The organism is Pseudoalteromonas sp. 20-92 (assembly GCF_030847595.1).
GTDB classification, from domain to species: domain Bacteria; phylum Pseudomonadota; class Gammaproteobacteria; order Enterobacterales; family Alteromonadaceae; genus Pseudoalteromonas; species Pseudoalteromonas fuliginea.
In genome coordinates this window covers 158,177-173,197 of record NZ_JANJGQ010000002.1, presented here as the reverse complement: position 1 = coordinate 173,197, position 15,021 = coordinate 158,177, and the positions used below count along the sequence as shown (strand labels likewise).

The window sequence follows — 15,021 nt, the reverse complement described above, 5'->3', positions numbered from 1 at the left end:
TATTTTCTCTAACCGGAGATTTTCAGTGGAAACAAGGCGAATTTAGGCGTCAATAGCTGACCTATTGCAGTAACCCAACGCAGACAGCGCTGAAAATAGCTGCTCGAGATAGATTTGTTATTCACAGTTTAGGTTAACTAGTATCCACACTCAGAATTAAGGCTATCAATTAAACGTTGAGTTTCGCCGCTATTATTAAATTTATATAATCCCTTATTAATATCCTCCAAAACACCAAGCCAATTATGACTCAATTTACTTATTGCAAAATACAGAGGGTTATTTTGTAGTGGGATACTTTCTTCTTCGATTGAATTTAATAAAAATTGTTTTTGTGAATGACTTAACGATGAGTATTGAACTGAAAACTTTAACACTGTCGGATCGCCAATAATTAAATCAACTCTTTTCGCCACTAATAGCTGAACAAGCTGTAAGTCATCAACTGAATGCATTATTTGAAATTCATTATTGTCCATCATTGCATCAAACTCAGGCGTATTTTGATAGCCACGGACCACACCAATCCGTTGACCTTTGAGTGATTTCAAATTGCCAGAAAAGCGGTCAGCCTCATGCTTTCTTTTTAGAAACGCAATTTCGCCGCCTTTAAATGAATTTGATAAACCTAATAAGTCGCTGCGAGTTTTTCCTAATACATAATCAGAAGGTGCTGTGTCTTCAATAAAATATTCAGGCATTAAAATATCTGCTTTGCCTAACTCAACATTTCTTACCGCTCGTGCCCAAGGTAAAAATTCAATATGGACGCTATAACCTTGACTATTAAGTAGTGAAACTGCAAATTGGTACACCCACCCTTTATTGCATAATTTATCACCAATGTATGGGGGCCAATCTAATGTCGCAATATGAAGCGTTTGTTTACTGTTATTTGCTTTATAGAGCGTCCCTGATTTATAAGGTTCACCGTGCAGCATAATATTATTACCGCTACTTTGATAAGTAATCGGTATTTCAGCAGCCGTCTCCGCAGTAAAGATCAAAAGGAGAATAAACAAAAATCGCATGGCATACCTATTAAAAAATAGTATTAATAGCAATAAGTGTAGGAGAAAATTTAACCTTGTGTGTTTATATTCTCTTTAATTAGCCTAATTAAAGAGTTAATAATGTTAAACACGACTTTACTTAATACTTACCAGCTTACTTAAATCATCGAAGCCAACTTCTACGCAAGTGAGATCAAGCAAGTGTAATTCGTTTACTCTATGTCCGAATCTTTTAAGCACAAATATAATAACTGCGGAATGCTGAATTAGGGTTATCATTTTTAAATAGGCAAAAACAACACCAACCTATTTAGATGAGAAAAGCTTAACTCGTCAATAAACTCAATAACTTATAGTGATTTGCGCAAGAGGAAAGATGAGCTAACATTTCACCCATTTCATTTTATTGTTGGTATCACGTGAGCTTATAATTGTTGTATCGCTGCTCTCAACACCGCCTAATTTAGCCAAGCGGTCGTACAAAACCACATTACAAGTAGCCGCTAGGTTCATACAGCCAATAGTTGGAATATACACAACTTCATCACACCACTTTAGAACGTCTTTTGATACAGAGCCATCTTCGGGGCCAAATACATAAAATGCATTTTCAGGATGTTTAAACTCAGGTAAAGGTGTTGCACCTTCAATAAGCTCAATAACAACAACGGTAGCGCCCTCTGGTTTTACCATCTCTAAACTGTCGGTTTCAGTTAAAGGGATACGTTCAACCACATTTTTTGTATCTGTATGAAATTTTTTAGCGTTTAAGTAGCGATTACCGGTAAAAAAAACTTGTTTAGCATCGTAACAACCTGCTGCACGCAATACACCGCCAACATTAGTCGGGCTTTTAGGATTGATTAAACCAATTACGGCTTGTTGCTTACTCATTAATTTACGTCCTTTGTTGGCCACTCTGCAATGTACAAATCAAAGTCGTCGAGCTTAACATCACAATCTTTTACTGTTTTGTCTTTTACAGAAATACCTAACTCATGCATACTCGTTTTATCGCCATTATTTAATAACGGGTGCCAAGAAGCCAAACCACGACCTTCGTGTAAACGACGGTAACTGCAGCTTTGTGGCATAAAAAAGATGTCTTTAAGGTTTTCTTTGGTAAGTTTTACACAAGAAGGTACAAGGGTTTGGCGGTTTTCGTACTCGCTACAACCACACGTGTTGTTATCCAGGTACTGGCACACAATATTAGTAAATATTAATTGCTCGCCTTCACGTAGTTGATCGGTTGCAGTAAATTCGTCTTCATCTTCACTATCAATAAAGGTATTTAAACAACATTTTCCGCATCCATCACAAATGGCTTCCCATTCGTTTTGACTCATGTCGCTTAAGCTTTCTTTAAGCCAAAATTGTGTATTTGCTAATTGTTGATCAAACATAGTTTACTCGTGCCCCCTAAAGAGCGCGCATTCTACCGTATTGCTGTAAATGGCGCAAAGCCAATACCCTTTAAAAATACTGTCTTTGCGCTACAAATTAGCGTTGGTATTTAACCCAACGCTTAATTTTTTCTTCTAAAATTGGCATCGGCAATGCCCCATCGATTAATATTTGTGTATGAAACGCTTTAATATCAAACTGATCACCGAGCTCTTTTTTACAGTATTCACGCAGATCTTGAATTTTAAACTGCCCTAACTTATAAGAAAGTGCTTGCCCAGGCCATGCGATATAACGTTCCACTTCAGCAACGACGTCGCTTTTTGCCATAGACGAATTAGCAAGCATGTAGTCAATCCCCTGCTGACGCGTCCACCCTTTTGCATGAAAACCGGTATCAAGCACTAAACGCATAGCACGTAATTGCTCATCAGATAAACGGCCATACCACATATAAGGGTCGGTAAATAAACCAAGCTCTTTACCAAGACTTTCAGCGTACAGAGCCCAGCCTTCAGCAAATACGGTGTAACCACCAAATTTTCTAAAATTAGGTAAACCTTCTATTTCTTGCTGTAGCGCAATTTGAAAGTGGTGCCCTGGGGCAGCTTCATGAATCGATAAAGTTTCGAGTAAAAATTTAGGTTGTGCTTTTAAGTTAAAGGTATTGATATAAAAAATACCAGGGCGAGAGCCATCTGGTGCGGGAGATGAGTAAGATGCCCCTGCAGCCGACTGTGCTCGGTATGCTTCAACCGGCTTCACTATATAAGGTGCTTTTGGGGCGACATCGAATAATAAAGGTACACGTGCATCTATCTTTTTTTTAACGTTTTCGTACGCTGCAACAAGTTCATCCGCTGTATCAAAGTAAAACTCATCTGAATCTCGTAAGTGAATAAAAAATGCAGCTAAGTCATCTTTAAAGCCGACTGTCTCTTTTACTTTTTTCATTTCACTTAAAATACGCGACACTTCACTCAAACCAATTTCATGGATTTCGTCAGCAGATAAGCTCAGTGTGGTATTTTTTTTAATTTTGTATTCGTACCATGCCTTACCATTTGGTAAATCGCTATAGCCTACTGTTTCTCGGCTATTAGGAATATATTGCTCAACTAAAAACTCACTCATGCTGTTGTAGGCAGGTACTAAACGCTGCATAATTAGCTCACGATATTGTGCGGTAATGTCTTCTTTTTGCTGTGCACTGAACGATTCGGGTAGGTTTTTAATTGGCCCCCAAAATAACGAATCCTCGGCTTTTGTCGTAACATGCGCTTTAAACTGTGGGGCAAGTTTTTGTGCAAGGGGTTTAGGCAACACCACCCCTAACTCAATGCCTTGAGCCATTGATTTCTCAACACTTGCTAGCCACTTAATAAAACCATCGCTACGGGTTAGAAAATGACGATAGTCATCTAGCGTTTTAAATGGCTGTGCACTTTGCCCTGAGCCAAAGCCCGCATAGGTATTATGTGCGCCCGACATTTGATTAATAGGCAATAAATAATCAGGGAATTGCATACCTTCTAGCTTCAATGCTAAATCACGATTTAGTATTTCGTAACTTAATAATGCTTGCCCGCTTAGCTGAGTTTGATCAATATATGCTAATCGTTGTTGATATTTTTTATAAAAAGCCGCTTTTTTATCACGATTGTGTTGTGAGATTTCAGCCGTAAATTTATCGTTAAATTCACTACGACCATTATAGGTTGCGCTGATTGGGCTAAATGTAAGAGACTCATCGTAATATTGTGCAACAAGCACATCAAGTTGTTGCTGGGCAGAAAGTTCTGAAATAATACTTGCTGGATCGTTTGTTGTGGTTGGCTCAGTACTGTTGCTAGCACTTGCGTTAAGCTCTGTATTAATGCAGCCACTTAATGTAAACATTACACCGCTGGCTACTAAAGCTAATTTAATTAATTTCATGATAATCCTTTTAAAATTTACCCGCTGATTATGAGCATTAATAGTGACTAAATAAAGAAATTACGACAGATTACGTTCATCGCTATTTATTTGCTCTTTTAATTAAGCTTGGTACAGTCAAGGAAGTTCCTACTTTCTCTATAAGAAGAATAAAATGAAAAAACACCTGCTGTCAGCTTCTATCACATTATTGTGTTTAACGAGTTTAAATGTGCACGCCGTAACTTATGTATCGGCAAAAGCCATGCTAGATGTAGAAAACGGTACGTTAATACAATCGCCATTAATTACCATTGATAATGGCATGATCATATCCATAGAACGCAATAAAAAACCAACGCTCACCAAAACAGATAAGTTAATTGATTTACCAGCGCTAACGCTGCTTCCAGGTTTAATGGATATGCATGTGCATTTAACGAGCGATCCTACGGTGCCGCGCAGTGAACGTTTAGGCCAGTCAGTTCCTAGAATGGCGATTAAAGCAGCTCATTTTGCCAAAGAAACCTTAGAAGCTGGATTTACAACAGTACGTAATGTTGGCGCAGAAGGTTACAGCGTTATAGCCGTGCGTGACGGCATAAATGCGGGTGACATAGTTGGCCCTCGTATTTGGGCTGCAGGCCCATCACTCGGCATTACTGGCGGGCACTGTGATAACAACCGATTACCTCCTGAGCTTAAATATACTTCAAGTGGCGTCGCAGACGGTCCATGGGCTGCGCGTATAAAAGTACGCGAAAACATTAAATACGGGGCAAACGCTATTAAGTTTTGCGCCACAGGTGGAGTATTTTCAAAAGGGACTAAAGTAGGTGTACAGCAATATTCTTTTGAAGAAATGAAAGCCATTGTTGATGAAGCCCATATGCGAGATTTACCAGTTGCAGCCCATGCACACGGTACAAGCGGGATTAAAACAGCCATTAAAGCAGGTGTTGATAGCGTAGAGCATGCCAGCTTTTTAGATGACGAGGCCATAGCGCTTGCCAAAAAGCATGGTACGTGGCTTTCTATGGATATTTATAATACCGAATACACGCTAACTTATGGCGAGCAAAACGGCGTAGACGAAGAAAACCTAAATAAAGAGCGCCAAGTGTCTAAAAGGCAGCGTGATAGTTTTAGCCGTGCTGTAAAAGCGGGTGTGAAAATGGTGTTCGGTACTGATGCAGCAATTTACCCGCACGGAGATAATGCTAAACAGTTTAGCCGCATGGTTGAGCTTGGCATGACAGAACTGCAAGCAATCCAAGCATCAACGATTAATAGCGCGAAACTATTAAAAATGGATGATCAGTTAGGACAAATTAAAGCAGGCTTTGCCGCAGATATAATTGCCGTTAAAGGCAACCCATTAACAAACATATCCCTTTTAGAGCAAATCCCTTTTGTTATGAAAGCAGGTGTTGTGTATAGAGCTAAAAAATAATACCGAGCTTTGGGTAAAGCCGCTATTTTCAGCGCTAACTGTGTTGAACTTACTTACCATAGGCCACAAAACCTAATAAAAGGCTGAATAATTAAAACTCAGCCTTAATTATTTTTTAACATATACATTTTCTATTTTACCAAACTGCTCCCAAACTAAATGTTAACAAATTTGCATTAATGTTTATAAAAAATCACTTAAAGCTCAAATATAAAGCAATCAACTCTATTAAATAAAAATTATTGAATTTTTTATTCACTTTAAAAACAATAACCATTATCATTCGCGCAAATAGTTAAATACGAATGCTTATCACATTATGAAAAAATTTAAATACTCATTACTTACCTTAGCTTGCTTGAACGCGCACGCAGCAATCGCAGCGACAACCTCTGTTGAAGACGATATTGAACGCATCAGCGTATACGAAAAACAAAACCGCGTTGTAATGAGCTCTGGTCTTGCTACTAAGTCAGACATGTCTTTAATGCAAACACCCGCACCGGTTGTTGTTATTGACCGTGAATTAATTGAATCTCAGGGCGTTGATAGCCTTCAAGATTTAGTAAGGAACGTAAGTGGCTTAACGCAGGCTGGCAATAACTATGGTATTGGTGATAATTTAGTAATTCGTGGTTTAGACGCAAACTACACCTACGATGGCATGTACGGTGGCGCAGGTTTAGGCAATACATTTAACCCAACTCGTTCACTTACAAATGTTGAATCTGTTGAGGTTTTAAAAGGCCCTGCAACAGGTTTATATGGCATTGGTAGTGCAGGTGGCGTAATTAACCTAATTGAAAAAAAGCCGGAGTTTGAAGAAAAACACAAAGTAGCGGCTGAGCTTGGCCAGTGGGATAGCTATTCATTATCATTTGATAGTACTAACGCTATAACAGATGATTTAGCTTATCGTGTAATGGCTAAAACAGCGTCAAGTGACGGCTTTCGTGATTTAAAAGAAGATCGCGATGAAATTTATACCTCACTTAAATACGTGCTTAATGACAGACAAAACATCATACTTTCTGCAGCCTATATAAAAGATGAAATAGCGGTTGATTCTATTGGTCACCCTATTCGTATTTACAATGCAGAAACTGCAAACGGCTTAAGCGCGGGTGAAGTAACTGGTGCCGATTTAGTAAACGATCCTACAGGAAGCGGCGTACAGTTAAGTGATGCACAACGCGACCAACTTGCTAATTCGCTATCTGCATCTGATGGCTTAACACCTTATAGCTTTGGCACAAATGGTATTATTTCACCAATGGCTGATGCCAACGAAGGTGAAGAGCTGCGTTTTAAATTAACGCATAACTACTACATTACTGACGATTTATTTTTAAACCAGCAGCTACAGTACCGCAACTACACATCTAGTTTTGCACGCCAAACAGGTGCATATAACTACGTCTATTCAACGCGCAGTGGCATTATTAATAATGACCCTCGTGCACCTTTAGTTGAAGACGGCGTACTTTACCCGTTTGCAGCACGCCGTCAAGAATACCGCCAAGTAGAAGCCGATGAAAAATCGTGGCAGTACTTTTTAGATTTACGTTATGACTTTATGTTAGGCGACGTAGATAACGAATTGCTTGTTAACGCCAACTACGAAGATAGGGATATTCGTTTTAAACAATTCTCAATATGGGATCAAGATTACGTACTCACAAACAATGATGGTGATGTAACGTACCAAGGTTCATTGCCATATATTTACGACATCAGAGAACCAAATTGGCCAACCGGTAACTTTGAAGATTACGATCCACTTAAAACAAGTGACTACAATAAAAAAGTACAAGCATGGGGCTTAGGTATTCAACATGTAGGCTACATAACTGAAGAGCTTACAACGCGTATTGGTGTGGCATATAACCGAATTGAACAAACTTATGAGCACTTTGGTGTTGATGAGCGTTACAGCTCTAGCCGTGCAGAGCCAACTCCTGAAGCGAGTACATCAGATTCTGGCTTAACATATAACCTTGGTGCAACTTATCAGCCATCTGAAGATTTATCTGTATTTGTAAATCATTCAAAAGGCCGTACAGCGTATAGTGTATTAGGCTCAGTGGCAGGTAATGAAGCTGACCGAGAAGATTCAGAGTCTATAAGTAACGACCTAGGCTTTAGATTTAAAGCGTTTGATGATCAACTACTGGCTTCTGTTGTTGTATTTGAAAGCGCTCGTACTAATTTAGAATATGCAAATCCGCTTTATGACGCTTTAACATCAGGCTCAAATGTACCTGAAAGCTATTATGATGGTAAAGAGCAAACAAAAGGTGTTGAGCTTGATTTAAACGCTTACTTGAACGATAAATGGAAAGTAAACGTAAACGGTATTTATCAAGATGCACGTGACAAAAGTAATCCTAACAGCAGCAGTTACGACACACGCCAAAAAGGTGTGCCTTACGTAACAGCAAGTACGTGGGTAACCTACTACGCAGATATGTTTAACTTACCTGAAGCTGTGAACATAAGTGGTGGTATTACGTTTGTAGATAACCGCAGTACTAATTCAAGTTCGTTCTCGATTCCTGATGGTTATGTACCAAGCTACACGATTTACGATACAGCGGTATCGTATACAACTGATAAATGGCATATGCAGTTAAACTTAAATAACTTGTTCAACAAAAAGTATTACTCAAAAGCGATGTTTTTAGGTGGTATGCCAGGGGAAGAGCGTAATGCAAAACTAAGTTTTAGTTACACACTTTAACTAGTTAACCTGAACTCTGGATAATAAATCTATCTCAAGCAGCTATTTTCAGCGCTCAGGTTAGTTAAATACTTAAAAAGCACGGTTTTTTAGAAACCGTGCTTTTTTGTTTGATGAGCGTTTAATTTAAGTTAGATAGTAACCACTATGCGACCGTTAATTTCACCTTTGAGCATATCGTCAAAAATTTCGTTAATGTCCTCTAAGCGCTTTTCTTCAATAATTGCTTTTACTTTACCTTGAGCAGCAAATTCTAAACATTCTTGCAAATCTTTACGTGTACCAACAATAGAGCCCACTACTGACACGCCATTGAGCACTGTATCAAAAATAGGAAGTGGCATATCCTCTGGAGGTAATCCCACTAATACACATTTACCGCCACGGCGTACACTTTTATAAGCTTGTTCAAACCCTGCTTTAGAGACCGCAGTACACACAACACCATGCGCGCCACCTACTTGTTCGAAAATAGCTTCACTCGAAACCACGTCTTTAAAATCGAGTGTTATATCTGCGCCAAGCTCCTTAGCAAGCGCGAGTTTTTCTTTGCCTGTATCAACAGCTATTACATTAAAACCCATTGCTTTGGCGTATTGAACCGCTAGGTGCCCAAGACCACCGACGCCAACAATAGCAACCCACTGCCCTGGTTTAGCACCGGATACTTTTAATGCTTTATAGGTTGTAACGCCTGCACAAAATAATGGAGCGGCCTCAGAAAATCCTAACCCCTCTGGTATTTTTACAACGAAATCGCCATGGGCCAAGCAATACTCTGCATAACTACCATCAATAGAATAACCAGTATTGTGCTGCGATAAACACAGTGTTTCTTTACCATCTAAACAAAACTCACAATGCCCACATGCACTATATAACCAAGGAATACCCACTCTATCGCCAACTTTAAGGTGTTTTATGTTACTGCCTAGTTTTTCAATAACACCAACCCCTTCATGCCCTGGTACTAGTGGCATTTTGGGTTTTACAGGCCAATCACCATGACAGGCATGTAAATCAGTATGGCAAACACCACAGGCTGCTATTTTTACTAGTACATCGTTAGTTCCAACTTCAGGAATTGGCAGGTCAGTAATTTCTAATTTACCTTTATATTCATTATTTATTGCAGCTTTCATAATCATTCCATCGTATGTAAGAAGTCGTAAGTTAAAAAAAGTATTTTCGTCAGGTTATTTAAATAACATAACCTAATATAGGCGGATACAAGTTAATCTAAATCAAACTTTAGTAGCGAAAAACAAATTTTACACTGCGTAAGATCTTGCTATCCAAAATCAGCGTGCTAGCATTTACTTTCTGAAATTATTGAAAGTTAATAAGCTATGAGTTTATCCGAAAAGAATTTTGCCTTTGTAATGCATTGTGGTGAGATGGGCAGCCGCTGGGGATTCAATCGTACCATCGGACAAATGTGTGGTTTGCTGATTATTACTAAAAACCCAATGACAGCCAATGAGATTGCAGATGCGCTTAGTATTTCTCGCGGTAATGTAAGTATGGGTATTAAAGAGCTGCAATCGTGGCAGTTAATTAAGGTGCAACATATACCTGGAGATCGAAAAGAATACTACGCCCCTGCAGGTGAGATTTGGGATATGGCTAATCGTGTTTTCGAAGAACGAAAAAAACGAGAAATAGAGCCAACGCTTACGCTTCTACGCGATAACTTATTAGACGAAGCCAGTAATGACGATGAACTTTACGCGCAAAAACAAATGGGGGAAATTCACAACCTACTTGAAACCGTCACTAAATGGTCATCAGAGCTGCAACGTTTAACGCCAGAGCAACTTAATAAACTGATGAAGCTAGGTTCTGGAATTGGTAAAGTTATTGACCTAAAAGATAAGATATTCAAAAAAGAATAAAGCCGCAATTGCGGCTTTATTTATAGGTATATTTCAAAAATTAGATTTTTGGATAACCAATTCTATCCGACAAGTAACCTACGCTAGTAGCAAAGTAATACGAGCGATTCCAATGCATAAACACTTTGTAGTTATCGTAGGCTAAATACATACGACCATTTATGTCATCAGGCATAACCAGCGCAGCACGTACGTCTACATTAGGTAAATCAGAACCATCAGCTTTACGAACACCCAGTGCTTGCCAATCAGCTAATGAGCGCTCTGAGTCATTCCAATATTCTAACCACTGCTTGCGTGTTTTTGTTCCACGAACTAAAACAAATTTACTATCAAAATTTTCAGGTAACTGAACTTGGCGACCCCAAGTAAGTGAGTCATTCCAACCCTCTTGCTTTAAATAATTAGCGATTGAAGCAAATGCATCTTCCTTTGTAGTCCAAATATCTTTACGACCATCGTTATTGTAATCAACCGCGTAAGCATTAAAAGAGGTAGGCATAAATTGCGTTTGCCCCATTGCGCCTGCCCATGAGCCTTTAAATTTATCAAGCGTTATATGACCTGATTTTAAAATATCCAGTGCAGCCCAAAGCTGGCGTTTATAAAGTGCTTCTCGGCGTCCATCAAAAGCAAGCGTCACTAATGATGAAATAACGTTATGACCACCTTGTATAGTGCCAAAGTTACTTTCAAGTCCCCAAAGCGCGACTATAAAGCGTGCTTGTACGCCAAACTCTTTCGCTACTTTTTCAAGTACCTCTTTGTTTTCTGCGTAAAGCTTACGTGCGCGGTCAATTTTCCATTGTGGTACACGTTTTGGTAAATACGTTTCAAGGGTTTCTTTTACTTCAGGCTGGTTTTTGTCAGCCGAAACCACTTTTTCTTTATACGTTGCTGTTGCAAACGCATCGTCAATAAGTTTGGCCTCATAACCTTTTGCAATAGCTTCTTGCTTTAAATTAGCTAAGTAATCTTGAAAATCAGCCTGAGTTTTTGCAATCACAGGTGAGCTTAAACATACACCACATAATATAACGATAAGTTTTTTAATCACTATCGACTCCATTGTCTTTTTGTAATTGGCTTAGCAAATTTTGCTCAGGTGGTGGAATTTGTAAGTAGTAGCCTTTATCAGGGTTTGATAACGCTGCTTTTACAGTTTCTAAATCTGCCCCACCTAAATGCTCACGTTTTGCTAAATTGATGATCATCACATAAACAGGTTGACCAAACATAGTCATCAAAGGTTCCGGAACTTTACTAAAATCATCTCTTTTTTCAACAAATAAGAACGTATCCGCTTTTTTCTTACTTTTATATACTGCAGTGAGCATTATGGCCCTATAAATTCTTGCTTAACAATGCCGCACACTATAACATGAGAGTAATAATAAGTTAGAAAAATTAGATTAGAAATTTCATTAAAGGCCTTATTCAGCCTATGTTTATCTAAGATTAATTTCTGATCAGACAATTCAATTGAGCGTGTATGTCGGACCAAATTTTTGAGTTAAAAGGGAATCTTTTTACGTTATCAGTTTTGCATCTCTATACTACTGATATAAATCTTTTAGCAGAACAACTGTATATAAAAATAGCCCAAGCACCTAAGTTTTTTGAGGGTGCACCTATTGTTGTTAACTTAATTGAGATAAAAAATAGTTCACTCGATTTTGTTCACTTAAAATCATTAATCGAGCGGATGAGTTTTAATGCTGTTGGTGTGTGTAATGGTTCTGATGAACAACACATAGATGCGAAAGCTGCTGGGCTCTCTGTTTTAAATTATTCACAAGACGTTAAGAGTGAACCTGTTAAACAGGAAACTAATACGTCTATCATTGAAAAAAATGTAATTTTACCAGCACAAATTATCAATGGTGCTGTACGTTCGGGACAGCAAGTTTATGCAAAAGACAGAGACCTAATTGTGTTAGGTGCTGTAAGTCATGGCGCCGAAGTTATTGCCGATGGTAACGTGCATATTTATGGCACGCTACGCGGGCGGGCTATCGCCGGTGCAAAAGGATTAAAAAATGCACATATATTCTGCCAAAAATTAGAGGCAGAGCTTGTTTCCATTAATGGTAATTATTGGATCAGTGATTCACTCCAAGGTGAGCATTGGGGAAACGCCGTGCAAATACAACAAAAAAATGAATCATTAGAAATTTCAGCTTTGGTTAAAGGATAAATCTCATGGCAAAAGTAATTGTCGTTACCTCAGGTAAAGGCGGTGTTGGAAAAACAACATCAAGTGCTGCAATCGGCACAGGCTTAGCACTAAAAGGCTATAAAACTGTTATTATCGATTTTGATATTGGTTTACGTAACCTAGACTTAATTATGGGTTGTGAACGCCGTGTGGTTTATGACTTTGTAAACGTAATCAACGGTGAAGCAAAACTTAATCAGGCGCTTATTAAAGACAAGCGTGTTGATAAATTGTTTTTACTCCCTGCATCGCAAACGCGTGATAAAGACGCATTAACACGTGAAGGTGTTGAACGCGTACTAAACGAATTAAAAGAAGACTTTGATTACATTGTTTGTGACTCGCCAGCTGGTATTGAAGCTGGTGCGATGATGGCAATGTATTTTGCTGACGAAGCAATTGTAACAACTAATCCAGAAGTGTCGTCAGTTCGAGATTCAGATCGTATTTTAGGTATTTTACACAGCAAATCGAAACGTGCTGAAGAAGGCCTAGAAAACATTAAAGAACACTTACTATTAACACGCTACAATCCTGATCGAGTTGCTAAAGGTGAAATGTTATCAGTCGAAGACGTACAAGACATTTTAGCTATTGATTTATTAGGTGTTATTCCAGAATCTCAAGCGGTACTAAGTGCATCTAACTCAGGTCAGCCCGTTATATTAGACAGTGAGTCTGACGCTGGGCAAGCTTATGCTGATGCTATTAACCGCTTACTCGGTGAAACCGTCGATTTTCGCTTCTTAGATGTAGAGAAAAAAGGCTTATTTAAACGGATTTTTGGAGGTTAACGTGTCTTTACTTGACTACTTCCGCTCAGAAAAGAAAAACAGTGCGTCATTAGCAAAAGAGCGATTGCAGATCATTGTCGCGCACGAGCGTTCTCAACGAGGAACGCCGGATTACTTACCACAATTAAAACAAGATATTTTAGATGTGATCCGTAAATACGTGAACGTAAGTAGCGATGCGGTACAAGTTCAATTCGATCAAAACGAAGATGATCTAGCTGTTCTTGAGCTAAACGTTACGTTACCTGATGAAGAAAAGAAGTAAATATAAAATGGGCGCTTAAAGCGCCCATTTTATTTATATCTGCTTTGTAATAGCGGCTCTAAATACCTATGCTTTGATCCTCTGCGCTGAACTAAAAGTTTTTCACCATGCAAATCAACAGATAAATGTCACACAATTAAAGGGTATATTTAATCTTAAGTATCCCACTCTTTTAGCGCATCTTGAACATATGAATAACGCCAAGAGCTAAGTAAGTCAGGCTTTATATGACTCTTTTTTTGCTCATTAGTAAGCTTCCAATTCCAACTGATCAATTGATTAATTTGCTTTTTAGAAGCCATAACGTCTTCTGGTATATTGTGCTCTTTAGCTACTTTGGTGATTTTTTGCTTTATATCTTTAGCAACTTTTTTGTAAGTAGGAAAATCAATTAAGCGCTTAAGTACTTCGGGGTGCTCGTTCTCAGGTATTGCTTTAGCTGCTTCAATACATTTTAGTACCTCAACACCAGAACGATTAACTTCTATAGCTTCAACACCAGGAATTTGACGAAGAGCATTTAGACTAGAAGGGCCACGTTTTGCAATTTCAGTCATGTTATGTTCTTTTAAAACAAAATTAAGCGCTAAATTTTTTCTAATTGCTTTATTTCGTCGCCATACAGCAAGCTCTTTTAATACAGCCAGCTCATGTGGTTTAAGTTGCCATGCATTTTTAATATCTTTATATAAAAGCTCATCGGGTGTTTGAAACGCACGTTTATTAGCAATTAATTCGCTTTCATTAATAACAATATCAAATAAATCAGCTGCTTTAATACGCTCAATAATTAATTTAAAACACGGCAGCAAATGAAATGTGTCAGCTGCTGCATAATCAAGTTGTTTAGTCGTTAACGGACGTTGCAACCAATTAGTACGCGATTCACTTTTATCTATTTCAATACCCAGCAGCTCTTTTACCATAAGCGCAAAACCCATACAGTTGCCTTCACCTAGCAATTGCAGTGCAAATTGTGTATCAAATAACGGCGCAGGGACAAAGCCTGCGTATTTTTGAAATACTTCAATATCCTCTGAAGGTGAATGTAATACTTTTAGTACGGTGGGGTCTTTTAATATTTGCCAAAAATCAAACAAAGAAAGTTCAGCCAGTGGATCAATCAAAGCTAAATGCTCGCCATCAAATACTTGGATAAGTGCAACTTCTGGATACAAAGTGCGACGACGCATAAACTCGGTATCAATAGCTAAAATAGGCTTGTTTTTTATTTGTTCAACAAAAGTGTTCAGTTGATTTTGTGTTTCGATTAATTGATATTGCACTTAGTCTCCTACAATAAAAAAGCCGGCTATTGC

The 15,021-nt window shown here is 38.4% G+C and carries 14 protein-coding genes; 6 read left to right on the top strand and 8 right to left on the bottom strand.

The annotated features are described in order from the left end of the window. Positions 1-137: 137 nt before the first annotated feature. The 4 genes from NRL14_RS02745 to NRL14_RS02730 all read right to left on the bottom strand — a co-directional run bounded on the left by NRL14_RS02745 (position 138) and on the right by NRL14_RS02730 (position 4,358). A complete protein-coding gene (locus NRL14_RS02745; RefSeq protein ID WP_007377606.1) occupies positions 138-1,031 on the bottom strand; it encodes an ABC transporter substrate-binding protein in 894 nt (297 codons plus the stop codon). A 363-nt stretch (positions 1,032-1,394) separates the two neighbouring features. After that, positions 1,395-1,907, bottom strand: a complete 513-nt coding sequence (locus NRL14_RS02740; RefSeq protein ID WP_033029664.1) for an RNA methyltransferase — start codon at positions 1,905-1,907, stop codon at positions 1,395-1,397. Further along, entirely contained in the window at positions 1,907-2,419 is a 513-nt protein-coding gene (locus NRL14_RS02735) for a YcgN family cysteine cluster protein (protein WP_306723934.1), read from the bottom strand. The genes NRL14_RS02740 and NRL14_RS02735 overlap by 1 nt, the downstream gene beginning before the upstream one ends. A 97-nt stretch (positions 2,420-2,516) precedes the next feature. Next, entirely contained in the window at positions 2,517-4,358 is a 1,842-nt protein-coding gene (locus tag NRL14_RS02730; RefSeq protein WP_306723933.1) for a DUF885 family protein, read from the bottom strand. Between the two features lie 154 nt (positions 4,359-4,512). Between NRL14_RS02730 and NRL14_RS02725 the strand changes: the two genes are divergently transcribed. Both NRL14_RS02725 and NRL14_RS02720 read left to right on the top strand, forming a co-directional pair. After that, a complete protein-coding gene (locus NRL14_RS02725; protein ID WP_306723932.1) occupies positions 4,513-5,790 on the top strand; it encodes an amidohydrolase family protein in 1,278 nt (425 codons plus the stop codon). 319 nt (positions 5,791-6,109) lie between these two features. Further along, positions 6,110-8,530, top strand: a complete 2,421-nt coding sequence (locus NRL14_RS02720) for a TonB-dependent siderophore receptor (protein WP_149606780.1) — start codon at positions 6,110-6,112, stop codon at positions 8,528-8,530. 131 nt (positions 8,531-8,661) lie between these two features. Here the strand turns inward: NRL14_RS02720 and adhP are convergent, their stop codons facing one another. Next, complete coding sequence (adhP, locus tag NRL14_RS02715) at positions 8,662-9,672, bottom strand: alcohol dehydrogenase AdhP (RefSeq protein WP_306723931.1); 1,011 nt, start codon at positions 9,670-9,672, stop codon at positions 8,662-8,664. Positions 9,673-9,879: 207 nt separating this feature from the next. Between adhP and NRL14_RS02710 the strand changes: the two genes are divergently transcribed. Next, on the top strand, positions 9,880-10,425 hold the full coding sequence (locus tag NRL14_RS02710) for a GbsR/MarR family transcriptional regulator (protein WP_033015088.1): 546 nt from the start codon (positions 9,880-9,882) through the stop codon (positions 10,423-10,425). A 40-nt stretch (positions 10,426-10,465) separates the two neighbouring features. Here the strand turns inward: NRL14_RS02710 and NRL14_RS02705 are convergent, their stop codons facing one another. Together NRL14_RS02705 and NRL14_RS02700 are read right to left on the bottom strand one after the other, a co-directional pair. Further along, positions 10,466-11,482: a lytic transglycosylase domain-containing protein gene (locus NRL14_RS02705; RefSeq protein ID WP_306723930.1), complete on the bottom strand. Its 1,017-nt coding sequence runs from the start codon at positions 11,480-11,482 to the stop codon at positions 10,466-10,468. Further along, positions 11,475-11,762, bottom strand: a complete 288-nt coding sequence (locus tag NRL14_RS02700; RefSeq protein WP_007377616.1) for a YcgL domain-containing protein — start codon at positions 11,760-11,762, stop codon at positions 11,475-11,477. The genes NRL14_RS02705 and NRL14_RS02700 overlap by 8 nt, the downstream gene beginning before the upstream one ends. A 155-nt stretch (positions 11,763-11,917) precedes the next feature. Between NRL14_RS02700 and minC the strand changes: the two genes are divergently transcribed. The 3 genes from minC to minE are packed head-to-tail and all read left to right on the top strand — an operon-like array spanning position 11,918 to position 13,702. Next, positions 11,918-12,622 (top strand): septum site-determining protein MinC, encoded by a 705-nt coding sequence (gene minC / locus NRL14_RS02695; RefSeq protein ID WP_007377617.1) that lies wholly within the window; start codon positions 11,918-11,920, stop codon positions 12,620-12,622. 5 nt (positions 12,623-12,627) lie between these two features. Continuing rightward, positions 12,628-13,437, top strand: a complete 810-nt coding sequence (minD, locus tag NRL14_RS02690) for a septum site-determining protein MinD (protein WP_007377618.1) — start codon at positions 12,628-12,630, stop codon at positions 13,435-13,437. Position 13,438: 1 nt separating this feature from the next. Continuing rightward, on the top strand, positions 13,439-13,702 hold the full coding sequence (minE, locus tag NRL14_RS02685; RefSeq protein ID WP_007377619.1) for a cell division topological specificity factor MinE: 264 nt from the start codon (positions 13,439-13,441) through the stop codon (positions 13,700-13,702). A gap of 155 nt (positions 13,703-13,857) precedes the next feature. On the opposite strand, the gene rnd is transcribed toward minE, so the two are convergent. Continuing rightward, the gene (gene rnd, locus NRL14_RS02680; protein WP_033029677.1) at positions 13,858-14,988 is read right to left on the bottom strand and encodes a ribonuclease D; all 1,131 of its coding nucleotides are present in this window, start codon (positions 14,986-14,988) and stop codon (positions 13,858-13,860) included. Positions 14,989-15,021: the final 33 nt, after the last annotated feature.

Coding starts and splice junctions, on each gene's coding strand:
- NRL14_RS02740 (WP_033029664.1), bottom strand. CDS start 1,907: ATGAGTAAGCAACAAGCCGTAATTGGTTTAATCAATCCTAAAAGCCCG.
- NRL14_RS02730 (WP_306723933.1), bottom strand. CDS start 4,358: ATGAAATTAATTAAATTAGCTTTAGTAGCCAGCGGTGTAATGTTTACA.
- adhP (WP_306723931.1), bottom strand. CDS start 9,672: ATGAAAGCTGCAATAAATAATGAATATAAAGGTAAATTAGAAATTACT.
- minC (WP_007377617.1), top strand. CDS start 11,918: ATGTCGGACCAAATTTTTGAGTTAAAAGGGAATCTTTTTACGTTATCA.
- minD (WP_007377618.1), top strand. CDS start 12,628: ATGGCAAAAGTAATTGTCGTTACCTCAGGTAAAGGCGGTGTTGGAAAA.
- NRL14_RS02735 (WP_306723934.1), bottom strand. CDS start 2,419: ATGTTTGATCAACAATTAGCAAATACACAATTTTGGCTTAAAGAAAGC.
- NRL14_RS02725 (WP_306723932.1), top strand. CDS start 4,513: ATGAAAAAACACCTGCTGTCAGCTTCTATCACATTATTGTGTTTAACG.
- NRL14_RS02710 (WP_033015088.1), top strand. CDS start 9,880: ATGAGTTTATCCGAAAAGAATTTTGCCTTTGTAATGCATTGTGGTGAG.
- NRL14_RS02745 (WP_007377606.1), bottom strand. CDS start 1,031: ATGCGATTTTTGTTTATTCTCCTTTTGATCTTTACTGCGGAGACGGCT.
- NRL14_RS02700 (WP_007377616.1), bottom strand. CDS start 11,762: ATGCTCACTGCAGTATATAAAAGTAAGAAAAAAGCGGATACGTTCTTA.
- NRL14_RS02720 (WP_149606780.1), top strand. CDS start 6,110: ATGAAAAAATTTAAATACTCATTACTTACCTTAGCTTGCTTGAACGCG.